At 53.9% G+C, this 23,389-nt stretch carries 21 protein-coding genes; 13 read left to right on the forward strand and 8 right to left on the reverse strand.

What is annotated here, in order from left to right:
• Positions 1 to 128: 128 nt before the first annotated feature.
• From ABLU86_RS06170 to ABLU86_RS06180, 3 genes are all read right to left on the reverse strand, one after another.
• On the reverse strand, positions 129 to 1,826 hold the full coding sequence (locus ABLU86_RS06170) for an NAD-dependent malic enzyme (protein WP_015366493.1): 1,698 nt from the start codon (positions 1,824 to 1,826) through the stop codon (positions 129 to 131).
• A gap of 185 nt (positions 1,827 to 2,011) precedes the next feature.
• Positions 2,012 to 2,152: a stationary-phase-induced ribosome-associated protein gene (sra, locus tag ABLU86_RS06175; RefSeq protein WP_015366494.1), complete on the reverse strand. Its 141-nt coding sequence runs from the start codon at positions 2,150 to 2,152 to the stop codon at positions 2,012 to 2,014.
• A gap of 174 nt (positions 2,153 to 2,326) precedes the next feature.
• Positions 2,327 to 3,178 (reverse strand): Vmh family MBL fold metallo-hydrolase, encoded by an 852-nt coding sequence (locus ABLU86_RS06180; protein ID WP_015366495.1) that lies wholly within the window; start codon positions 3,176 to 3,178, stop codon positions 2,327 to 2,329.
• Between the two features lie 112 nt (positions 3,179 to 3,290).
• Between ABLU86_RS06180 and ABLU86_RS06185 the strand changes: the two genes are divergently transcribed.
• The 6 genes from ABLU86_RS06185 to ABLU86_RS06210 all read left to right on the forward strand — a co-directional run bounded on the left by ABLU86_RS06185 (position 3,291) and on the right by ABLU86_RS06210 (position 9,120).
• Positions 3,291 to 4,175, forward strand: coding sequence for a LysR family transcriptional regulator (locus ABLU86_RS06185; RefSeq protein ID WP_015366496.1), 885 nt, complete (start codon positions 3,291 to 3,293; stop codon positions 4,173 to 4,175).
• 44 nt (positions 4,176 to 4,219) lie between these two features.
• Entirely contained in the window at positions 4,220 to 4,651 is a 432-nt protein-coding gene (locus ABLU86_RS06190) for an OsmC family protein (RefSeq protein WP_015366497.1), read from the forward strand.
• A 117-nt stretch (positions 4,652 to 4,768) separates the two neighbouring features.
• The gene (locus ABLU86_RS06195; RefSeq protein WP_047038442.1) at positions 4,769 to 5,638 is read left to right on the forward strand and encodes an oxygenase MpaB family protein; all 870 of its coding nucleotides are present in this window, start codon (positions 4,769 to 4,771) and stop codon (positions 5,636 to 5,638) included.
• A gap of 166 nt (positions 5,639 to 5,804) precedes the next feature.
• Positions 5,805 to 6,731 (forward strand): cation diffusion facilitator family transporter, encoded by a 927-nt coding sequence (locus ABLU86_RS06200; RefSeq protein ID WP_015366500.1) that lies wholly within the window; start codon positions 5,805 to 5,807, stop codon positions 6,729 to 6,731.
• Positions 6,732 to 6,800: 69 nt separating this feature from the next.
• Positions 6,801 to 7,745, forward strand: coding sequence for a Dyp-type peroxidase (locus tag ABLU86_RS06205; RefSeq protein ID WP_015366501.1), 945 nt, complete (start codon positions 6,801 to 6,803; stop codon positions 7,743 to 7,745).
• A gap of 457 nt (positions 7,746 to 8,202) precedes the next feature.
• Positions 8,203 to 9,120 (forward strand): bestrophin family ion channel, encoded by a 918-nt coding sequence (locus ABLU86_RS06210; protein WP_015366502.1) that lies wholly within the window; start codon positions 8,203 to 8,205, stop codon positions 9,118 to 9,120.
• Positions 9,121 to 9,158: 38 nt separating this feature from the next.
• On the opposite strand, the gene ABLU86_RS06215 is transcribed toward ABLU86_RS06210, so the two are convergent.
• The 3 genes from ABLU86_RS06215 to ABLU86_RS06225 are packed head-to-tail and all read right to left on the reverse strand — an operon-like array spanning position 9,159 to position 11,741.
• Positions 9,159 to 9,320, reverse strand: a complete 162-nt coding sequence (locus ABLU86_RS06215) for a DUF2474 domain-containing protein (protein ID WP_064568862.1) — start codon at positions 9,318 to 9,320, stop codon at positions 9,159 to 9,161.
• A complete protein-coding gene (cydB, locus tag ABLU86_RS06220) occupies positions 9,320 to 10,330 on the reverse strand; it encodes a cytochrome d ubiquinol oxidase subunit II (RefSeq protein ID WP_020078720.1) in 1,011 nt (336 codons plus the stop codon). The genes ABLU86_RS06215 and cydB overlap by 1 nt, the downstream gene beginning before the upstream one ends.
• A 1-nt stretch (position 10,331) precedes the next feature.
• Complete coding sequence (locus ABLU86_RS06225; RefSeq protein ID WP_015366505.1) at positions 10,332 to 11,741, reverse strand: cytochrome ubiquinol oxidase subunit I; 1,410 nt, start codon at positions 11,739 to 11,741, stop codon at positions 10,332 to 10,334.
• A 453-nt stretch (positions 11,742 to 12,194) separates the two neighbouring features.
• On the opposite strand from ABLU86_RS06225, the gene ABLU86_RS06230 reads away from it, so the two are divergent.
• Entirely contained in the window at positions 12,195 to 14,495 is a 2,301-nt protein-coding gene (locus ABLU86_RS06230) for an FdhF/YdeP family oxidoreductase (RefSeq protein ID WP_348795994.1), read from the forward strand.
• 161 nt (positions 14,496 to 14,656) lie between these two features.
• On the forward strand, positions 14,657 to 15,553 hold the full coding sequence (locus ABLU86_RS06235) for a LysR family transcriptional regulator (RefSeq protein ID WP_015366507.1): 897 nt from the start codon (positions 14,657 to 14,659) through the stop codon (positions 15,551 to 15,553).
• On the opposite strand, the gene ABLU86_RS06240 is transcribed toward ABLU86_RS06235, so the two are convergent.
• Entirely contained in the window at positions 15,550 to 16,452 is a 903-nt protein-coding gene (locus ABLU86_RS06240) for a LysR family transcriptional regulator (RefSeq protein ID WP_163311806.1), read from the reverse strand. The two genes, ABLU86_RS06235 and ABLU86_RS06240, sit on opposite strands and share 4 nt — an antisense overlap.
• Before the next feature lie 104 nt (positions 16,453 to 16,556).
• Here ABLU86_RS06240 and ABLU86_RS06245 point away from each other — a divergent pair, with 104 nt between their 5' ends.
• Positions 16,557 to 17,747, forward strand: coding sequence for an MFS transporter (locus ABLU86_RS06245; RefSeq protein ID WP_241233061.1), 1,191 nt, complete (start codon positions 16,557 to 16,559; stop codon positions 17,745 to 17,747).
• Here ABLU86_RS06245 and ABLU86_RS06250 read toward each other — a convergent pair.
• A complete protein-coding gene (locus ABLU86_RS06250; RefSeq protein ID WP_103825775.1) occupies positions 17,744 to 19,150 on the reverse strand; it encodes an MFS transporter in 1,407 nt (468 codons plus the stop codon). The genes ABLU86_RS06245 and ABLU86_RS06250 overlap by 4 nt on opposite strands.
• A gap of 272 nt (positions 19,151 to 19,422) precedes the next feature.
• Between ABLU86_RS06250 and ABLU86_RS06255 the strand changes: the two genes are divergently transcribed.
• The 4 genes from ABLU86_RS06255 (at position 19,423) to mgtU (ending at position 23,359) form a co-directional block, all read left to right on the forward strand.
• The gene (locus ABLU86_RS06255) at positions 19,423 to 19,923 is read left to right on the forward strand and encodes an anti-virulence regulator CigR family protein (protein ID WP_032705814.1); all 501 of its coding nucleotides are present in this window, start codon (positions 19,423 to 19,425) and stop codon (positions 19,921 to 19,923) included.
• Between the two features lie 493 nt (positions 19,924 to 20,416).
• Positions 20,417 to 23,149 (forward strand): magnesium-translocating P-type ATPase, encoded by a 2,733-nt coding sequence (gene mgtA, locus ABLU86_RS06260; protein WP_348795995.1) that lies wholly within the window; start codon positions 20,417 to 20,419, stop codon positions 23,147 to 23,149.
• 20 nt (positions 23,150 to 23,169) lie between these two features.
• Positions 23,170 to 23,262, forward strand: a complete 93-nt coding sequence (gene mgtR / locus ABLU86_RS06265; RefSeq protein WP_020078726.1) for a protein MgtR — start codon at positions 23,170 to 23,172, stop codon at positions 23,260 to 23,262.
• 10 nt (positions 23,263 to 23,272) lie between these two features.
• Positions 23,273 to 23,359, forward strand: coding sequence for a magnesium transporter protection protein MgtU (mgtU, locus tag ABLU86_RS06270; protein WP_251009860.1), 87 nt, complete (start codon positions 23,273 to 23,275; stop codon positions 23,357 to 23,359).
• Positions 23,360 to 23,389 lie beyond the last annotated feature (30 nt).

A 23,389-nucleotide genomic window follows, 5' to 3' on the forward strand; every position in this document is an offset into this window, starting at 1 on the left:
TGAAATAAAGCATCTGTGAAGCGCCTCGTAAGGATCGGCAGGTGTTTAGTAAACAAAGGGGAATAAATAACGGCAAAGGGCGGGGATAAAAAAACGGGCCCGATCTCCGGGCCCGTTGAAATAAAGCGTTAAATTGAGGTTCGGCGATAGTTGCGATATTCCGGCTGCCAGAAATTATCGCTAATGGCCTGCAGCAGCGCTTCGGCCGATGTTTTCACCGCCACGCCCTGTTCCTGAGCCACTTTACCGACCGCAAACGCGATAGCGCGCGACACGGCCTGAATATCTTTCAGTTCCGGCAGTACCGGGCCTTCGCCGTTATTCACCAGCGGCGAGTGGTTAGCTAAGGTTTCGCTTGCCGCCATCAGCATTTCGTCGGTGACGCGTGATGCCCCCGCAGCGATCACGCCAAGGCCGATGCCCGGGAAGATATAGGAGTTGTTACACTGCGCGATGGCGTACTGCTTGCCCTTAACCGTCACCGGGGTGAACGGGCTGCCGGTGGCCACCAGTGCTTCGCCGTCGGTCCAGGTCAGGATGTTCTGCGGCGTGGCTTCAACGCGGGAGGTCGGATTCGACAGCGGCATGACGATCGGCCGCGGGCAGTGCTTGTGCATTTCACGAATAATTTCTTCCGTGAACAGCCCCGGCTGGCCGGAGACGCCAATCAGGATATTCGGCTTAACGTTACGCACCACGTCGAGCAGCGAGAGCGCTTCGTTGGTCGTATCCCAACCTTGCAGGTTTTCGCGTTTCTGCACCAGCTTGCTCTGGAACGACAGCAGATTCGGCATACCGTCGGTCAACAGGCCGAAGCGGTCCACCATAAATACGCGCTGGCGGGCTTCTTCTTCGCTTAACCCTTCGCGCATGATTTGCGCGATGATCTGTTCAGCAATACCGCAACCGGCGGAGCCCGCGCCGAGGAAGACAATTTTTTGCTCGCTGAGCTGGCTGCCCGCGCCACGGCTGGCGGCGATTAATGTGCCGACGGTGACCGCCGCGGTGCCCTGAATATCATCGTTAAACGAGCAAATCTCGTTACGATAGCGGTTAAGCAGCGGCATGGCGTTTTTCTGCGCGAAGTCTTCAAACTGCAGCAGCACGTCCGGCCAACGGTTTTTGATGGCCTGGATAACGTCATCAACGAATTGATAATACTCGTCGTCGGTCACGCGCGGATGACGCCAGCCCATATACAGCGGGTCGTCGAGCAGTTGCTGGTTGTTGGTGCCGACATCCAGCACGATAGGCAGGGTGTAGGCCGGGCTGATACCGCCGCAGGTAGTATAGAGCGACAGCTTACCGATAGGGATGCCCATACCGCCGATACCCTGGTCGCCGAGACCGAGAATACGCTCGCCGTCGGTCACCACGATCACTTTGACGTTATGGTTCGGTACGTTTTGCAGGATATCGTCGAGGTTGTGCCGATTCTGGTAGGAGATGAACACGCCGCGCGCGCGACGGTAGATTTCCGAGAAACGCTCACAGGCGGCGCCGACGGTGGGGGTATAGATAACCGGCATCATCTCATCAAGATGGTTGCCAATCAGGCGATAAAACAGGGTTTCGTTGGTGTCCTGGATGTTGCGCAGATAAATGTGCTTATCAATCTCAGTTTTAAATCCCTGATACTGGATCCACGCGCGTTCAGCTTGTTCTTCGATGGTTTCGACCACTTCCGGCAGCAGGCCCAGCAGGTTGAAGCTGCTACGCTCTTCCATGCTGAAGGCGCTTCCTTTGTTGAGTAACGGAAACTCAAGCAGAACCGGGCCAGCGTAGGGGATATAAAGAGAGCGGTTTTTTTTATAGATGAATTGCATCGCACTAACTCCTTGATGTTCACTTCAGACCCGGGCGCGGCGATAAGCGATCGGTCTGGCAGGAAATGCAGCGGGCAGAGTATAAAGCAGATGGTAACAAAAGAAGGATGCGAAGCGTGGGATTGTCTTAAAAAAACACCATCCCGTTTGGCGGATGGTGTTTTTATCATCACTCAGCTGAAAAATTAACCACCGCGGCGTTTGCGGCCCGTAGCATGGATATGGTTAACGGTAGTTTCTTCGTCGCCTTCGAGCACCACTTTTTTCTGGCGGGAAAGCTTGTAGTTCAGACCGAGAAGATGACGTGCCTGATGGTTCGATTTCATTCTTACTCCTTAATCCTGTTCTGGTTTCAAGGACAAGCCCGACGCAAGCCGGACGAAACGTAACCCTAAGTACGCCGCGCTTTTTAACGCGACGGGATTATCGTGGTCCATTTTTTTGCGAATAGCAACCTTGCGTCGGCAGATTAAGAGCGTTCTCGATTCAGGCGTGGCCGATTACCACTTCATTTCGCCGGTGTTCACTTTCGCGCTCAGCTCCAGCGAGCTTTCTTCAGCGAGACCCGGATATTGCGCCTTCATGGCTTTGATGACGCTGGCGGAATCTTTATGCGCTTTCAGCGCCTGCTCGAATTTCTCCAGATAGTCGCGGGTAAAGACGATAGCCTTGTCGCCCGCCGGCGGCGTGCCGAGATAGTGGCCCGGGATCACCTGTTGCGGATGCAGCGCGGCCATATCGCTAAGGGTCTGGCGCCACTGCTGACGGCTCGCCGCGCTTTGGGTATCGGCGGTCCAGACGTGCATGCCCCAGGCGACGCCGGTGCCGCCAAGAATCGCTTTATTCGCCGGGATCCAGACGAACGCGGCGTAGTTCTGCGGCTGACGAATTTCCACTTTCTCGCCGTCAATGGTGAAGCTATCTGCGGCTAATACCTGTGGAACATAGACCTGCTTCGGCGCGCCGTCTTTCATCTGTGGGCCCCAGTATGCCAGCTTCGCCGCTTTGGTCTCTTCAATATGCTTAACCACTTGCTCGGTTGCCACCACTTTGGCCTGCGGGAAGGCTTTCACCAGCGGCTCGAGGCCAAAATAGAAATCCGGATCGCCAGAGGTGATCACAATGTGCGTGAGCTTCTTACCGCTTTTGTTGATCATCTCAACCAGCTTTTCGCCATCTTTAACGCTGAACTGGGCGTCAAACAGCACCGCTTCGTGCGGGCCGGAGGCCAGCGTGGAGTTCACCGCGAAGATCGCGTTCTCCTGCGGGTTGTAGGTTTGCAGGGTCAACGGCGCGGCAAAAGCGGTGGTGCTGAACAGGGCGGTGGCGATAGCCAGGGCAGATACTTTCATGTTGGTTTTCTCTCTTTCAGGTGAATAGGTTCATTTTACGTCATTCTTGATTTGCGAAAATTCCTGAAAAAAGAGATGCTGAGTTTCATAAAACGTGCAGATGGATACGGATATGGATCGAGTTATCGCCGCCCAGGTATATATGCGGATATGCGAGCTGGGCAGTTTGAGCGCGGCGGCCAGGGCGCTTGGTATGTCGCGGCCGATGGTGAGTCGCTATCTGGAGCAGATGGAACACTGGGCCGGTACCCGGCTCATTCATCGTTCGACGCGCAAACTGACCTTAACCAGCGCAGGCGAAAAGGTATTGCAGAAAACGCGTAGCCTGACGCAATTGGCGGATGAGATAGCGGGGCAGACGGAACGCGCGGTGCCGAGCGGCACGTTGCGGGTCGCCTGCGCGCACTTTACCGCCATGCAGTTGCTCTCACCGCTGCTACCGGAGTTTTTGGCCCGTTACCCCCAACTGCGCCTCGAACTGGATATCAACAACCATCCGGTGAGCCTGATTGGCGAGCGTATCGATGTCGCCATCCGAATCACCGATAATCCGGAGCCGGGGGCGATAGCGCGGCGGCTCGGCATTTGCCGCTCGGTGCTCTGCGCCTCGCCACGGTGGCTACAGCAGCATGGCCAGATAAATTCGCCGGAGGAGCTTAGTCAACATAACTGTCTCCACTATAGCCATTTCGCCACCCCAACATGGCAGTTTACCGATCCGCAGGGCGAACCCGTGTCGGTGGCCGTCTCCGGCAACCTGAGCGCCGGGATCTCCTCTCTGCTGATGGAAGCGGCGGTGGCGGGGTGCGGCATCGCCATGCTGCCGGAACTGGAAGCCCGGCGCGCGCTAAACAGCGGCGCGCTGAAACAGGTGCTGCCTGGCTATACGCCAAAATCCCTGGCCGTCTATGGCATCTATCTGTCACGAGATTATCAGCCCAGCGCGCTGCCGCTGTTTCTGGAGGCCATTCAGCAACAGTTGTCCCAGGTCAGCTAGAGCTGTCTATACTTACTCCTTTAACGTCAAAAAGGAGTGAAACGATGGCAATTCATAAGAAAGGTCAGGCGCATTGGGAAGGGGATCTGAAAAGCGGTAAAGGCACCGTCTCGACGGAAAGCGGCGCGCTTAACCAACAACCTTATGGTTTTAATACCCGCTTTGAAGGCGTTAAAGGGACTAACCCGGAAGAGCTTATCGGCGCGGCCCATGCCGCCTGTTTCTCAATGGCGCTATCATTAATGCTTAGCGAAGAGGGCTATACGGCGACCTCTATCGATACCGTTGCGGTGGTCACGCTGGATAAGAGCGGCGGCGGCTTCGCCATCACCAAGATCGCGCTGCAGAGCAATATTGTCCTGCCGGGTATCGATAAAGCGGCCTTTGATCCGATTATCCAGAAAGCCAAAGCTGGCTGCCCGGTTTCGCAGGTACTGAAAGCCGACATCTCCCTCGATTATCAGCTCAACGCTTGATCCGTGGCGTGCCCGCGGGAACGCGGGCGCGTTGGCGTTTAAAGTCACCGTCGGCAAATGCCAGCCGCCGCGAATGGTGTTATGTTGGTGGCGTTACGGATAGCGACGGGCAACGCAATGACCAGCATACGCGGCATGATTGAATCACAGGTCCTGGGTTTAACCGGGATGGCGTTAAAAGAGATTGATTTTGAAAACCCGAAGGGCGAGCCGGGCTTATTTGGCCCGCGGTCGGCTATCTGGCAGGTACACGGCGACTTTACCTCAATGCTCTGCGGCGGCATTAGCGCGCTACTGTTACAGATGCTGCATCCGCTGGCGCTGGCCGGTGTGTGGGATCATTCGCGTTTTCGCGAGGATATCTTTGGCCGTCTGCGCCGCACCAGTCAATTTATCTCAGCCACCACGTTTGGCGCTACCGCGGATGCCGAAAGATTAATCGCTAAAGTGCAGGGGATCCATCAGCGCATCAGCGGCGTTGCGCCGGACGGCACACCCTATCACGCCAGCGATCCGGCGCTCTTAACCTGGGTTCACGTGGCCGAATGCAGCAGCTTTATGGCTTCTCATCTGCGTTATAAGCGCACCATCGTCACTGCCGTCCGTCAGGAGCAGTACTACCGCGAAGCGGCAGAGATCGCCCGGCGACTTGGCGCCGCAGACATCCCCGAAACGCCACGTCAGGTGGCGGAGTATTTGCAGGATATGCGCCCCCAGTTACGTTGTGATGAACGAACGCAAGAAGTGGCGCAGGTGCTGCTCACCACCCGTCTGCCGGGCCGGCTAAGCCAGCCGGTAGGGCGCTGGATGATGGTCGCCGGAATCGATCTGCTTCCCGATTGGGCGCAGCAGATGCTGGCGATCCCCATCAATCCGCTGCAGCGGCGAACCGCCAGAGTGGCGGTCAATGGCGTGGCGCGGGTACTTCGCGCTTCGGTGCGCAATGGGGCTTATCATTGCGCTATGCGTCGAATGGCAACGTCATAAAAATAAAAAATAGCCACTCAATGTCGGCTATTTTTAAAGCGCAATCATTCGCATTTATATATTATAACTCAGGCTATTTATTTTAAATTTATTATCAACGAGCTATTAATATTGAATATCGCTGATTCATATCAGGCTATCATCCATACTTTATTCGGGAGGGATGATGGCAAATAAAAATCTACAGAATGATAATAAATATCATCAGCGTTCACAGGCTGCACGTAAAAGCACCCTGGTTAGCGTCGTGGTTAATCTGTTTTTATCGACCGGGCAAATTATCGCCGGCCTGTTTTCAGGGTCGCAAGGGCTTATTGCCGATGGCATCCACTCTCTTTCCGATTTAATTGCTGATTTTGTGGTTCTGATTGCCAATAAGAAAAGCCGTAAACCTTCCGACAGCGATCATCATTATGGCCACTGGCGCTATGAAAATGGCGCGTCGCTGATATTGGGCGCGATTTTAATGATTGTCGGCGTCGGCATGTTGTGGTCGGCGGTGGATAAACTACTCCATCCGGAAACCATTCAATCCGTGCATGTAACGGCATTATGGGTAGCCCTTGCAGCGCTGATCGCAAAAGAGACGCTGTTCCGTTATATGCTGGCGGTAGCAAAGCGCATTCAGTCGTCATTATTAGTTGCCAACGCCTGGCATGCGCGCTCGGATGCGGCGTCGTCGGTAGTGGTGGCGGTGGGGATTGTTGGCAACCTCGCCGGTATTGTCTGGTTGGATCCTGTAGCAGCATTGTTAGTAGGGGTATTGATTTCCCGAATGGGTTACACTTTTGCTGGCGATGCTTTACATGATTTAATGGATCGTTCGGTCGACGCGGGAACCCAAAACGCAATACGTGACACCATCGCCGCAACCTGCGGCGTTGTGGGGCTGCACGATCTTAAAACCCGCAAGGCGGGCGACCTGATCCTCGTCGATGTCCATATTGAAGTTCCGGGCGAGCTGTCGGTTCGTGCAGGCCATGCTATTGCGCTGGCGGTGCGGGAAAATGTGCTCGCGCGCCATGAGGTGCTACAGGTGATGATTCACATTGATCCCTACGAAGCGCCCGGCGGTGAACTGGCTCACGCGTAAACAACTTTCGACTCCTGCCTGCAGGAGCCAACGCTACCTTGCCGTTAATTGGCAATAACAGAGGATGATATGAAAATTAACGAACCTCAGGCGATTACTTTACCGCTGCCGCGAACGGCGATATTCATCGTCGCGACCGTAGCGCGCAGCGCTGAGAGCCTGAGCCGCGTGCGCGACTGGTGCGATGATTTTGCCGCGGTGGTGCGTTCCGTTGGTACCCGCATGCCGGAGGCGGGGATTTCCTGCATCTGCGGATTTGGCGCTGAGATCTGGCCGCAGTTGTTTGGTCAACCCACCCCGCAGCAACTGCATCCTTTCCGCCGCGTGGGCAGCGGAGAGCGCGTGGCGGTCTCTACGCCGGGCGATCTGCTGCTGCATATCCGTTCCGATGATATGGGGCTTAGCTTCGAGCTGGCGACGCAGTTGATGGATAAGTTGGGGGATGCCGTAACGGTCGTCGATGAAGTTCACGGCTTCCGCTATTTCGACCGTCGGGCGATGATCGGTTTCGTTGACGGTAGCGAAAACCCGCAGGGGCGCGCGGCGGCGGATTTCACCATTATCGGTGACGAAGACCCGGATTTCGCCGGTGGTAGCTACGTGATTGTTCAGAAATATCTGCACGATATGGCGGGCTGGAATGCGTTAACCGTCGAACAGCAGGAGCGTATTATCGGGCGTAAAAAAATGACCAACATCGAACTGGATGCCGATGTCAAACCCAGCTGTTCGCACAGTTCGCTGACCACCCTTGAAGAGAACGGCGAGGAGATTAAAATCCTGCGCGACAACATGCCGTTCGGCAAGCCCGGCATGGGCGAGTTTGGGACCTATTTTATCGGTTATGCGCGCAGCCCGGCGCCCATCGAACAGATGCTGGAAAACATGTTCGTCGGTCGCCCTGCCGGTAATTACGATCGACTGCTCGATTATAGCCGCCCGGTTACCGGCAGTTTGTTCTTTGTACCTTCCGCGACGCTACTTGAAGAATTATCCAGCCGCCAGGCTGAATAACCCTGCATAATATCGGCCATTAAGCCGTTACTGATAGTTTATTTCTCCGGCCTGCTTGCAGGCCGTATATTGCATGGAAAATAAAAAGAGCCCATAATTAAACCACCATTAATTCATCGCTAATTAATGGCGGTTATCAACGCGATGTCGTGTTTGTGTACAATAAAATTAACCAATGGCTTAATAGATAATATCTATACCCTAAATAATTCGAGTTGCAGGAAGGCGGCGACGCAGGGAATCCCCAGGAGCTTACTCCAGTAAGTGACTGGGGTGAGCGAGGACAAATTCGTCAGGAACGAATTTGAACGCAGTTCACTGCGCCCGTAAGGGCGAGGCCCAGGGATGGGCCGAGTTATTGCCAACGCACATGCAACTTGAAGTATGACGGGTATATACCCATCATTTTTCATTAGGGTATGTACTGAGCATCATTGGGTCTTCAGGAAGTAATACAATGATCATCCGGCCAGAACAACACTGGTTTTTTCGTCTGTTTGACTGGCACGGTTCCGTGCTGTCAAAAATTGTTTTCCGTCTGTTATTGAACGTTCTGATGTCGGTCATCGCCATCATCAGCTATCAATGGTATGAACAACTTGGCATTCACTTAACCGTTGCGCCATTTAGCCTGTTGGGGATCGCGATTGCGATTTTTCTCGGCTTTCGTAATAGCGCGAGCTACAGCCGTTTCGTTGAGGCGCGTAATTTATGGGGAACCGTGCTGATTGCCGAACGAACCCTGGTCAGGCAATTGAAAAATATCCTTCCCGCTGAGGAGGAAACGCATAAAACGTTAGTCAGTTATCTGGTGGCGTTCAGCTGGAGCCTTAAGCATCAGCTGCGTAAAACCGACCCGGCGGTTGACCTCTATCGCTTGTTGCCGAAAGAAAAAGTGGCGGAAATTCTCGCCAGCTCAATGCCGACTAACCGAATATTATTATTGATTGGTAATGAGTTAGGTAAGCTGCGCGAGCAGGGTAAGCTCAGCGATATTACCTACGGCTTGATGGATAATAAACTCGATGAGTTAGCCCATGTCCTGGGAGGCTGCGAGCGTCTGGCGAGCACGCCAGTGCCGTTTGCCTACACCTTGATTTTGCAGCGTACCGTTTATCTTTTCTGCGCGTTATTGCCCTTCGCGCTGGTGGGGGATTTGCATTACATGACGCCGTTTGTTTCGGTGTTTATCTCCTACACCTTCCTGTCATGGGATTCCCTGGCGGAAGAGCTGGAAGATCCGTTTGGCACCTCGGCCAACGACCTGCCGCTGAATGCAATGTGCAATACCATTGAACGTAATTTGATGGATATGACCGGGCAACATCCGTTACCGGAAAAAATGCAGCCCGACCGTTATTACAACCTTACATAAAAAAACGCCGGGCGGGTCAGCCCGTCCGGCGTTGAGTATTAGTGAGTGCGCATTCCTGCCGCCGTCATCAATAGCTTAAAGAAGGTGGCGACCACGCCGAGCGCCAGCACGCTGGCCCCCCAGATAATCACCAGCCACATCAGTTTGTGCCAGAACGGACGATGATGCGTCGTTAACGTTTTATCAGATTGAGTCGCCATCAATGATACCCCTCATCGGGTTTGATTTTGCCGCGGAACACGTAGTAGCTCCAACAGGTGTACATCAAAATAACCGGAATGATCAGCAATCCGCCGACCAGCATAAAGCCCTGACTCTGCGGCGGCGAAGCGGCCTGCCAGATTGAGATTGCCGGTGGAATAATATTCGGCCAGATGCTGATCCCAAGGCCGCTGAACCCGAGGAACACCAGCGCCAGGGTGAGTAAAAACGGCCCATAGCTGGCCTGACGATTATAGGCGCTACGGACAATCCCCCAGCAGCAAACCAGCACCAGCAACGGCACCGGCATAAACCAGATGATATTGGGGAAGGTAAACCAGCGGTGAGCGATTTCCGGGTGAGTCAGCGGCGTCCAGATGCTGATAATGGCGACCACTGCCAGCAAAGCAAGCGTCAGTGGGATCGCCAGCTCAGACATTTTGCGATGCAGAGCGCCTTCGGTTTTCATTATCAGCCAGGTGCAGCCCAGTAAGGCGTAGGCAATCACCAGCCCGATGCCGCAAAACAGCGGGAAGGGCGCCAGCCAGTCGAGGGTCGAGCCGCTAAATTCGCGACCCGTGACGCTGAGGCCGTTGAGCAGGGTGCCTACGGCGATCCCCTGACTAAACGTCGCCAGTAGCGAGCCGCCGATAAACGCCTTATCCCACAACGGACGATGTTCCGGCGTCGCCTTAAAGCGGAATTCAAACGCTACGCCGCGGAAAATAAGACCCAGTAACATGGCGGTTAACGGGATGCTGAGCGCATCGATAATCACCGCGTAGGCCAGTGGAAACGCGCCATACAGCGCCGCGCCGCCCAGCACCATCCAGGTTTCATTGCCGTCCCACACCGGCGCCACGCTATTCATCATCATATCGCGGTCGGTTTCATTTTTATTAAACGGGAACAGAATGCCGATCCCGAGATCGAAACCGTCCATCACAATATACATCAGGGTGGCAAAAACGATGATCGTGAACCAGATAATTGACAGGTCGATACCCATATTATTTTCTCCCCGAAGTATTCATAGGTTCGCGTACCGCGGACAGCGGGCGGGCTGGAGTTTGGTTCTGAGTCGGGTCTTCTGGCGTGTGCGCACTTTCCGGCCCTTTTTTTATCAGGCGAATCAGATACACGTAGCCGACGCCAAACACCGAGGCGTAGACCACGATAAAGGCCAGCAGGCTGAGGGACATATGCAGATCGCCATGGGCGGAGACCGCATCCCGGGTGCGCTGAACGCCATAGACTACCCACGGCTGACGGCCAATCTCAGTAGTAAACCAGCCAGCCAGTAGCGCGACCAGCCCGGAAGGGCCCATCAACAGGGCAAAACGCAGGAACGGTTTTGAGGTGTAGAGCCGGCCACGCCAACGCAGCCAGGCGCTGACCACGCCGAGCAGTACCATTAACATACCGAGCCCTGCCATCACCCTGAACGACCAGAAGATAATGGTGGAATTTGGGCGATCTTCTTTCGGGAAACTTTTTAAGGCTGGAACCTGTTTATCGAGGCTATGGGTCAGGATGATGCTACCAAGATAGGGAACCTCAATTTTATATTTGGTGCGCTCCTCATCCATATCCGGCAGACCAAACAGCACCAATGGCGTGGCTTCACCCGGTTTATTCTCCCAGTGCCCTTCAATCGCGGCGATTTTTGCCGGTTGATGTTCGAGCGTATTCAGGCCGTGCGCATCGCCAATCATCGCCTGAATGGGGGCGACGATCAGCGCCATCCACAGCGCCATCGAGAACATCTTGCGGATTGCCGGCGTATCATTGCCTTTCAGCAGATGCCAGGCTGCCGAAGCGCCGACGAAAAAGGCGCTGGCAAGGAAGGCGGCGGTAGACATGTGCAGCAGGCGATACGGGAATGAAGGGTTAAAAACGACCTTCAGCCAGTCTACCGGCACCACGATGCCATTCTCGATAATGTAGCCCTGGGGCGTGTGCATCCAGCTATTGGACGCGAGGATCCAGAAAGTGGAAAACAGCGTGCCCAGCGCCACCATACAGGTCGCGAAGAAGTGCAGGCCGCGGCCGACGCGATGCCAGCCGAACAGCATGACGCCAAGAAAGCCAGCTTCGAGGAAGAAGGCGGTCAGGACTTCATAGGTCAACAGCGGCCCGGTAATACTACCGGCGAACTGCGAGAACCCGCTCCAGTTAGTGCCAAACTGATAGGCCATCACCAGCCCGGAAACGACGCCCATACCAAAATTAACGGCAAATATTTTTGACCAGAAATGGTAAAGCTGGCGGTAGGTATCCTCTTTTGTTTTTAACCACAGCCCTTCCAGTACCGCAAGGTAGCTGGCGAGACCAATGGTAATAGCGGGGAAAATGATGTGGAAAGATACAGTAAATGCAAACTGTATCCTGGCTAAATAAAAGGCATCTAATCCGAACATGGCTCACCCCTGTACGACATTACTTCATTGTATTTATGGAATATTTTCTGCATAGCGGATACGGCTTTACCTGCGTAAAGCCTCCTGTTGATGACAATTAAATTACGGCGTTGACGGGCATTGAAATATGTTAATGCCCTTGATAATAAAGTTTAAAAATAATTCTTTAATTATCAAATAGGTTAAATTTAACACCTGATAGATAACATCTATTATACAACACGAAATGAGATGTTATTATTTAGTTAACGAGTAAATTTGCTCATTTCATTTTAACCAGACATTTAGTTAAAGATTAAAAACAACGAGTTAACCCTGTCATTTGCTATTCGTTGGAAAATGAAATGTGGTATTTCCCGCTTAATTAATGTGGTTATTTAACATCGCCGCAAAAAATCGTGACCAATGTTGTTAATAACATCCGTTAGCTGAAGAGAGTATTCAGGAGTTCATATGAATAAGAAAAAACGCGCTGTCCCCGGTGTTCATCCCTATGATGGCCCAGCGGGTGGATGGGGTGCGTTAAAAGCGACCGCCATCGCCGTGCGTACGCAAATGGACGCGCTTGACGCCCCGGTCACGCTGCTGCGTACCAACCAGCCTGACGGTTTTGACTGCCCCGGCTGCGCCTGGCCGGATAAAGAACATAAATCAACCTTCCAGTTTTGTGAGAACGGCGCGAAGGCGGTTACCTGGGAAGCCACCAGCAAACGCGTGACGCCAGAGTTCCTCGCCGCCAATACCGTGACCTCACTGCTGGCGAAAAGCGACTTTGAACTGGAAGGTTACGGACGTATTACCCATCCCTTGTCTTACGATCGTGAGAGCGACACGCTGCGCCCGGTCTCCTGGGAAAGCGCGTTTGCCCGCATTGGCGAAGTATTACAGGGCATGCAGCCCGATGAAGTTGAGTTCTATACCTCCGGGCGCGCCTCTAACGAAGCGGCATATCTGTTCCAGCTTTACGCCCGCGAGTTCGGCACCAATAACTTCCCGGACTGCTCCAATATGTGCCACGAGGCGACCAGCGTCGGTCTGCCGCAATCGATCGGCATCGGCAAAGGCACGGTGTCTTTGGACGACTTTGATAAAACCGAACTGGTTATTTCCATCGGTCACAACCCAGGAACCAACCATCCGCGCATGATGGGCACGTTGCATGAACTGTCCCGCCGCGGTGTGCCGATTATCGTCTTTAACCCGCTGCGTGAAAGGGCGCTGGAACGTTTTGCCGACCCGCAGAACGTCATCGAAATGGCAACCTACAGTTCGACGAATATCGCCTCAACCTATTTCCAGGTGAAAGCGGGCGGCGATGCCGCGGCGCTGAAAGGGATCGCTAAAGCATTACTGGAGATCGAAGCGGACCAGGGCCAGGTGCTGGACCAGGCGTTTATTAACGAGCACACCCTGGGCTTCGAGGCTTTTGCCGAAGATTTACGTCAGACCAGCTGGCCGGAAATTGAGCGTGAGTCCGGATTAACCCGCGACGATCTGCAGCGCGTTGCCATTGCCTACGCCAAATCCAACGCCACTATCGTGACCTATGGCATGGGGATCACCCAGCATAACAAAGGCACCTCTAACGTCCGGTTGATTGCCGACCTTCTGCTGATGCGCGGCAATATCGGCAAACCGGGGGCTGGGATCTGCCCGCTGCGCGGTCACTCTAACGTGCAGGGCAACCGTACCGTCGGCATTACCGAAAAACCGAGTGCGGAGTTTCTGAATAACCTCGAAAGCGTGTTCGGTTTTGTCGCTCCACGCGGACATGGCCACGATGCGGTGAAAGCGCTGCAGGCAATGGTTGCCGGCGACGCGAAAGCGCTGATCTGTCTTGGCGGTAATTTCGCGGTGGCGATGCCGGATCATGAACGGGCGTTCCCGGCGATGCGCGGGCTGGATCTTAGCGTGCACATCGGCACCAAATTGAACCGTTCGCATCTACTGGTGGCGAAAGAGACCTTTATTCTGCCTTGTCTGGGCCGCACCGAACTCGATATGCAGGAGAGCGGACGTCAGTCGATTACCGTGGAAGACTCGATGTCGATGGTCCATGCCTCATCCGGCAAATTGAAACCGGCCTCTGATCGTCTGCGCTCGGAACCGGCTATCGTCGCCGGGATGGCGGCGGCGACGCTGCCGAACAGTAAGATCGACTGGTTATCGCTGGTGGCTGATTACGACCGCATCCGCGATCTCATCGAGCAGACTATCCCCGGGTTCGAGGATTATAACGAACGTATTCGTCATCCGGGCGGTTTCCGTATGCCGCTGCCGCCAACCGAGCGGATCTGGCCGACGTCGACCGGCAAAGCGATGTTCTCGGTGTTCAAAGGCGTCCATGAGAACTTCCGCGTTGACGGCGACGACGTGATGCGCCTGGTTACGCTGCGCAGTCACGATCAGTACAACACCACGATTTACGCGATGGACGATCGCTATCGCGGAGTGTTTGGCCGCCGCGATGTGCTGTTTATGAATGAGCAGGATATGGCCGAGCAGGGGCTGGAGCATGGCGACCGCGTCGATATTTTCACCGCGCTGCCGGATAGCGACCTGCGCCTTGAGGATATCACCGTGGTTGCTTACAGCATTGCGCCGGGCACCGTTGGCGCCTATTACCCGGAAGCCAACGTGCTGGTGCCGCTGGATTACATCGATGAAGAGAGCGGCACGCCGTCGTACAAATCAGTTCCTATCCGCCTGACGCTGCGTTCGAAAGAGGTGCGCGCCGTCCCCGGTCTGCGTTAATTTGCTGAATATTGCCAGTGGCCTGCGATCGGGCCACTGGCAAATGGCATCTTGAAATCAGCCCCTACCGCAAGTAACATTTAAATAACATATCTTATCGCAGCTGTGTTCTGCATCGCGTCCACCACTGACCCGCGGACGTCACTATTCTGGAAGTTAAGATGGACATTAAACAGCTGAAATATCTGATCGCGCTCGATCAGACGCGCCATTTCGGCCAGGCCGCGGCGGCCTGCCATATCACCCAACCGACGCTTTCAATGCGCATTCGCAACCTGGAAGACGAACTTAATCTCACGCTGATTCAGCGCGGCCAACGCTTCGAAGGCTTCACCCCGGAAGGGGAACGCATTCTGGCCTGGGCGCGGGCGCTGCTGGCGGCGCACGACGGCCTGGCGGCTGAAGCGGCGATTTGTCGCGGCCAGATGGTGGGCCAGTTACGCGTAGGCATGGTGCCGTTAGCCAGCCTGAACCCGATGCAGCTGATCAAACCGCTGGCGGAAAAATACCCTGAACTACAGTTCAGTCTGCTGTCGATGACCTCTGAGCAAATTATTGACGGCGTCAGCCGTAATCAGCTCGATCTAGGCATCTGCTATTTGCACCACGTCGATAGCGCATTATTTAACGTCACCTGGCTGCCGAAAACGCGAATGGGCCTGCTGCACGACAGTCGCCATTTCCAGTTTGACGCAGGCATACCCGAGTGGGAGACATTAGCGGGGCTGCCGCTCGGTTTCCTTACCAAGGGAATGTATTATCGTGAATCGATTGAAATGAGCTTTAAAGCCAAAGGGTTAACGCCGAAATATGTCTTTGAAAGCGATTCGACATTTCAGATAATCCAGGCGGTACAGGCCGGGATCTGTTGCGCCATCATGCCGCTCAATAACGGCCTGGAGGCGCTGAGCGACAATCTGGCGATTATGCCTATCGGGGAAACCGAGGTTGATTCCACGCTTGCGCTTATCATGCGCAACCAGGAGCCGGTGTCGTCGTTGGCGGAAAAATGTTTCGCCGATGCGCAGATGATTTTTGGCGAAGCGCCGCAAATTTAATTGGCGGCCAAATGCTGCTGCATGAAATCGAGCCAGACGCGAGATCGGGCTGGTAAAAAGTGGCGTTCGCGATACAGCGCCACTAAATGTAGCGGTGCCGGCGGTAGCTCCAGTTCAACCACCTTTAACTGACCTGAGGCGATAAACGGGCGGCAAGCCTGTTCAGCGAGGATGGCGAAACCTACGCCGGCGACGGCGGCATGAAGGGCGATCTCTCCGCTATTCACCCGAAAATGAGCCTGGACGTTCACTTTTTTAAACGCGTTTCGTGCGGTGATAAATTGCCAGGCTTGCCCCTTCAGCGCGCTGACGGTGGTGATGCAGGGAAGCGAGGTAAGTTGCTCGCAACGTACTGGCTGTCCGCATTTTTCCAGCAGCGAAGGCGCAGCGACAACACAACAGGGAAATGTCGCCAATGGCCTGGCGATATAGCTGGCATCCTCCATTTTGCCTCGGACGATGGCGACGGCAATGTCGATATCTTCTTTAAGCGCGTCGGCTCCGGCAAGGCTGATCACACAGCTTACTTCGATTTTGGGATAACGCATGGCGAACCGCGCCAGCATGGGGCCAAAAAGCGTCGGTCCAATCTCGTTGGGAAGACATAAGCGCAACAGCCCCTCAGGATCGGCCTGCTGTTGAGTTAAGGCCGCTTCGGTTGCCGCGAGCTGATCAAGCATGGGGCGCATACTATTAAAAAAAGCCTGCCCGGCATCGGTGAGATGCATGTGTCTGGTGCTGCGCTGGATAAGGCGCAATTGCAGTTTTTCTTCCAGTTGAGAAATCTGGCGACTGACATTTGACGAAGGCATACGTAATGCCCGCGCCGCCCCGCTGAAGCTGCCGTTTTCCACGACATTCACAAACACGCGTAGTGCATTCAAATCCAGTTTACTCACCGCTGATTATCCCATTTTTGATAATTAACCAGCCCATTTTTACCGGCTTATGCGCTTTATTACTAGCCGATAAACTGACGCTTCCCCTGATGAGAGGACGTGTAATGACCATAAATCTACGGCGAATGGGCGCGATCATCGCTTTTATCCAATTTACCAACGCGCTCGAATATATGATTTTTAATCCGCTATTTGTCTACATGGCGCCAGCTTTTCAGGTGCCGGTGAGCTGGGCAGGTTATGTCAGCGGTATTTATACGCTTGCGTCGGTCATTTCTGGAATCGGCGCGTGGCGCCTGGTGGGAAAGCTAAATCCGCGTAAGTTTCTACTGGTTAATATGGCCTTACTGGGAGCATTAACGCTGATGGTTCTGGCTACCCAGCACTTTATATTGTTGCTGATACTGCGTTTTTTGGCCGGGCTCCTCGGCGGAATGACGATGGGGGTGGCCAGCAGTTTACTGATCAACGCGGCGGACCAGAAACATCGCGCGCGATTGTTGGCCACGGTCATCTCTGCCTTTTCGCTGGTCAGTATTATCGGCATGCCTGCCATGTTGTTTCTCTGCGAACGTTTCGGCTGGCAGACGGCGCCGGCATTGATTGGCGTTCTCTGCCTGCTGGCGCTCATCATGATCTATGTTGGTCTGCCGAAGGCTTCCGGCGGCGCTGGCTCTGGTACAAAGATACGCATCACGCCAACGATGCTGTTATTTGCCAGCGGCAATGCGTTAACCCAGTTTAGCCCGATGCTATTACTGCCGATCCTGGTGCCTTTGCTGCTGGGCAATATGCGGGCAAGCAGCGAGGCGCTACCGTGGTTATTCTTTCTCGGCGGTATGGCGGGATTCGCGGCGACAAAGTTGAGCGGCAGCCTGTGTCAACGCTTTGGCGGCTATCGGCTGAGCCTGGCGGCAACCGCAGTTTTTATCATCAGTTTGCTGATGGTCCTGTGGCTGGACGGCGCGAGTTGGTTGTTTATGATTACCTTCCTTGGGGCATCTTATAGCCGGCTGGTTGCCTCCTCGGCGGTGGCGATTCGTTTCCCGGACGATGACTGGCGCGCGGGATTTACCACTCTGCAAGGCGGTGTCATGTCATTCAGTACGGCACTTGCTTTTATGCTCTGCTCACTGTGGCTGGCCGACGGCGAGATGAGTCAGCAGGCGTCTACTGGGTTGATTGCATTTAGCGGCGCTAGCGCCTTGCTGCTGCCATGTTTACTGCGCTATCAAGAAAAAATACTCGTACGCAACGCCGCCGAACGGGCAACCGGCGGCGTTGGTGAGCTTTAAATATTCTCCAGACGAATACCCCGGGTTCTTGGCCCAAATATGCCTACCGACAGCATGACCATCAGCATACTGGCGACGATAAAGCTAATCACGCCCGGCGTTCCGGCATATTGCAGGATCACGCCAATCATAATGCTGGTAACCGCGGTGGACAGACGGCTAAAGGAGTAACAGAAGCCCACCGCCCGGGCGCGGATGTGGGTAGGGAACACCTCCGCCTGATAGGCGTGATAGCTGATGGTGAGCCAGGCATTGGACCAGGTGATCATAAAGCCGCAGATAACCAGCAGTACCGGACTATTTTGTAAAGCGAACAGTGTGCCGAAGATCACCGTCATCAGCGCTGACAGAACAATTTGCCATTTGTTTTCAAAACGATGGACAAAGCGAGTACAGAACAGGCAGCCAAGTGGATAAGCAAGAGTGATAAAGAAGGCGTACAGCAGGCTATGGGTAATACTGGCGCCCTGGCCGGAGAGCAGCGCGGGCAGCCAGTTACCGAAACCAAAGAAGCCGATGGCCTGGAAAAAGTTCATCACCATTAACATGAGGGTGCGTTGACGGTACTGCGGCGCCCATATCGCTTTAAAATTGCTGCGTTGCGGCACCGCTACCGCCGGACTGGCATGGCGCCGGGAAGGCGATAAACCGCAGCGTTGTTCCATTTCACCCATAACCCGGTGCGCGTCATCGTGGCGACCTTTGCTTTCCAGCCAGCGGGCGGATTCCGGCAGCTTTTTGCGGATAACCCAAATGACCAGTGAACACAGTGCGCCGAGAATAATCACCCAACGCCAGCCGCTCAGGCCGAGAATGGTCATTGGCACCAGTAGCCAGGACATCAGCGCCACCGTCGGTACCGAGAGAAACTGAATAAAGAAGGCGTAAGCGAAGGCTTTATTACGTAAATGCGTCGGCATCCATTCACTGAGATAAGTATCGATAGTCACCAGTTCAATTCCCAGGCCGATCCCCACCAGGAAACGAAAGAAAATAACCCCTTCAGCGCTATTTTGCAGCGCCATAATCAGCGAAAAGATGCCATACCACGCCAGCGCGAACATAAAGGTCAGGCGGCGTCCAAGTCTGTCCGCCAGCGGCGCGAGCAAACTGGCGCCGATAAACAGCCCCATAAAGGTCGAGGAAGCGAAGGCTGCCTGATCGGCAATACCAAATACCCCATCTTTCCCGGTATGGAAAATACCCTCGGCGAGCAGGCCGGTGCTGATATAACCGGTCTGGAACAGGTCGTAGAGTTCGAAAAAGCCGCCTAATGCCAGTAGGGTGATAAAGGACCAAAGACCGGGGGAGGAGGGCAGAGCGTCGATACGCGCGGTTAAGCTATCGGGATGTTGTCCTGGCGGGCTAAAGGAGGCGTCGCCGAGAACCTGGGTAGTAGACATATTATTATTTTCCTCAGGAGAAATGTTTGCCTGCTAATGTTAATTGGTTGTTAATGGTTTTAAATTTTTAATTGTGAGCGGTGTGGCGATTTAACAGTCGGAAATCATGTTTAATACGCTGATAGATGATAAATATGCTGCTTTTTTGTCAGCACAGACGGCAGAATTGAAGTAAACGACCAGCAGCGATCAATCAGACTAAGAGAAATGGTGACTTCGGTGAAAATCACCTACATTTGCAGTGTGTATCTATGTCTACCAGGGAAAAGAATATGTTAAAGCGTCAGGCAATAAAAACGGCGTTGGCAATGGTGATGTCGGTAACGATGGCCGCGGCACCGGCGCTTGCTAATCCCGGGAACGGTAATGGCAATGGTGAACATGGCAATAGCGGTAAAAACATCTATCATGGCGATAAAGGTAATCATGGTCATAGCGCCAGCCAAAGCGATAACGGCGGCGGCAAGGGCCAGCGTAAGAATTACGGCAAACCGGATCACGTCGATAGTGATATCAGCTATACCACCGCTCGCGCGCTAGCGGTGAACTACGGCTTGACCGGCTATAAAGCGCTGCCTCCGGGGATTGCGAAAAATCTCGCGCGTGGAAAACCATTACCTCCGGGCATTGCCAAAAAAACGGTGCCTGCCTCGATGCTCAACCAATTACCTTATTATCCTGGCTATGAGTGGCGGGTGGTGGGTGACGATCTGGTTCTGATTGCTCTCAGTACCGCCGTGGTCACCGCGATCATTAATAGCGTCTTTGATTAACATAGAGGCCCCGTGATAAATGGGGCTTTGCTTTTCTAATAACATTTGATCTCTTTCTTAAACCAATCCTCACCGGGGAGAGTATTAAACTTTACAGCTATTATTGGCGGGCTATACTAAGCACAATTTTATACAGGAGAGATATGTTGGACAGTCACCCTTATTTAAACATCAAGGCAAACTGACGCTATCTATTCTGCGCTGTTTGCCAACCGGCAGGCAGCAATCCTTTCCCAATCCTGATTGCCTCCTGAGAACTGGAATTCGCTTTTTTGCGAGGTAATTCATCATGCTATTATTTTTCTACGCCCTGTTCCCTCCGCCTTTTACGCGGTAACACACGCTCACACAGGCCATTAAGGCTATCTCACTGCGGTTAAGCAATCTACGCAGGAATATCTACTACGCGCAATTTGTGAGTGTAAAAAATAACATCTAACTATGCATGATTTATTTATGCAGGGATTACCACATCTAAATTTGGGGATGAATCATGACTGACATGAAAGTAGAAAACCGGAATACCAACCGGTCTGCGTCAGAAAATGATAAGCAGCATAAAAAGAGCTTTGCGATTGAAACGGAGGCCTTTAATAGTCCGGACCATACGTTGGCACGTTTAAATAGCAGTCGGCAGGGACTAACGACCGCCGATGCACTGGAACGGCTGGACGACTATGGTCGCAACGAAGTGGCACGCGAACGTGTGCCGCCGTTTTTTATTCAATTACTGCAGGCATTTAATAACCCGTTTATTTACGTACTGATGGCGCTGGCGGCAGTCAGTTTTATTACCGATTACTGGCTACCGCTGCGAAACGGTGAAGAGACAGACCTCACCGGCGTTATTATTATCCTGACGATGGTGAGCCTGAGTGGTCTATTACGCTTCTGGCAGGAGTTCAGGACCAATAAAGCCGCGCAGGCGCTGAAATCCATGGTCCGTACCACCGCAACGGTACTGCGCCGCGGGCCGGGTAATATTGGCCCCAGCCAGGAGGAAATACCCATTGAAGAGCTGGTGCCGGGCGATATTATTTTCCTTGCCGCAGGCGATCTGGTGCCGGCAGATGTTCGTCTGCTGGAATCACGGGACCTCTTTGTTAGTCAGTCCATTCTTAGCGGTGAATCACTTCCGGTAGAAAAATATGATCTGATGGCCAGCGTGTCGGGAAAATGCAGCGACCGTCTACCGACGCCGGATAAAAATAAAAGTCTGTTAGAGATGGGCAATATCTGTCTGATGGGGACGAACGTCACCAGCGGCAGGGCGCAGGCGGTGGTGGTGGCGACCGGCGACCGGACCTGGTTTGGCTCGCTGGCAAAATCGATCGTCGGCACCCGCACGCAAACCGCCTTCGATCGCGGGGTGAATAGCGTGAGCTGGTTGTTAATCCGCTTCATGCTGATCATGGTACCGATCGTGTTGTTGATTAATGGTTTCAGTAAAGGCGATTGGGTAGAAGCCTCGCTTTTTGCCCTGGCGGTGGCGGTCGGTTTAACGCCGGAGATGTTACCCATGATCGTCAGTTCGAACCTCGCGAAGGGCGCGATTGCCATGTCGCGGCGTAAGGTGATCGTTAAGCGTCTCAATGCCATTCAAAACTTTGGCGCAATGGATGTGCTGTGTACGGATAAAACAGGCACCCTGACCCAGGACAATATCATCCTTGAGCATCATCTCGACGTTGGCGGCGCGGAAAGCAATCGAGTATTAATGCTGGCGTGGCTGAATAGCAGCAGCCAAAGCGGAGCGCGTAATCTGATGGACAGAGCCGTGTTGCGCTATGGGGAAGGGCGGCTGGCGCCGGCGGAAAAAGAGCGTTTCGTGAAGCTCGATGAATTGCCGTTCGATTTTGTACGCCGCCGCGTATCGGTCTCGGTGGAAGACAGCCGCTATGGCGATAAATGCCTGATTTGTAAAGGGGCGGTTGAAGAGATGCTCGAAGCCGCGACCCATATTCGTGAGGGCGACAAGATCGTTGAACTGGACGCGCTGCGCCGGGAACTATTGCTGACGAAAACCGAAGATTATAACGCTCAGGGTTTTCGGGTATTGCTGGTCGCTACCCGCAAGCTGGATGATGCCGCGCTAAACGTGCCGCTCACCGCAGCTGATGAACAGGGGCTCACCGTCGAGGGCATGTTGACGTTCCTCGACCCGCCGAAGGAAAGCGCGGGCAAAGCCATTACCGCACTGCGTGATAACGGTGTCGCGGTCAAGGTACTTACCGGTGATAACCCGGTTGTAACGGCGCGGATTTGTCTTGAAGTGGGCATTGATGCGCACGACATACTCACCGGCCAAAAGGTTGAGTCAATGACTGACCGCCAGCTTCAGCAGGAGGTCGAGAAACGCGCGGTGTTCGCCAAACTGACGCCGCTGCAGAAGTCGCGCATTCTGCAGATGCTACAGAAAAATGGCCATACCGTTGGTTTTCTGGGCGATGGCATTAACGACGCCCCGGCGCTGCGCGATGCCGATGTGGGTATTTCTGTCGATAGCGCGGCGGATATCGCGAAGGAGTCCTCGGATATTATTCTGCTGGAAAAAGACCTGATGGTGCTGGAAGAGGGGGTGATTAAAGGACGCGAGACCTTTGGCAACATTATTAAGTATCTGAACATGACCGCCAGCTCCAACTTCGGCAACGTGTTTTCGGTATTAGTCGCCAGCGCGTTTATCCCGTTCCTGCCGATGCTGGCGATTCATCTGTTGATTCAGAATCTGATGTACGACATCTCACAGCTGTCGCTGCCGTGGGACAAAATGGATAAGGAGTTTTTGCGTAAGCCGCGCAAGTGGGATGCGAAGAACATTGGCCGCTTTATGCTGTGGATTGGCCCCACGTCGTCGATATTCGATATCACCACCTTTGCTCTGATGTGGTACGTCTTCGCCGCCAATCATGTGGAAGCGCAGGCCTTGTTCCAGTCCGGCTGGTTTATCGAAGGGCTGCTGTCGCAGACGCTGGTGGTGCATATGTTGAGAACGCAGAAAATTCCGTTCATTCAGAGCCGCGCGACGCTGCCGGTTTTGCTCACCACCGCCGCCATTATGGCCATCGGCATCTATATCCCGTTCTCGCCGCTTGGCGCCATGGTGGGGCTTGAGCCGCTGCCGCTGAGTTATTTCCCGTGGCTCGTTGCCACGTTGCTGAGCTACTGCCTGGTGGCGCAGGGTATGAAACGTTTCTATATCAAGCGCTTTGGCCAGTGGTTTTGATGACAAAAAGGAGGATGACGATGAATCGTTCACCGGAGGATCTCATCGCCTGGATGTTTTTACTGGCCGGTTTGCTGGTACTGGCGCTGGCGATACGGCAAATCTTTGAATAGCGGGGGGACTATGCGCAAAACGTCGTTAGACCCAATCTTTCTCCAGGCCGTGTTGATGATGGTGGTGATAGTCTTACTTACCGTCTGGATTAGGTAGTTTAAGTCCCGGGGCGTTATCGCTCCGGGC

This window comes from Klebsiella sp. JN_Kp121, from assembly GCF_040062145.1.
Taxonomy (GTDB): domain Bacteria; phylum Pseudomonadota; class Gammaproteobacteria; order Enterobacterales; family Enterobacteriaceae; genus Klebsiella; species Klebsiella aerogenes.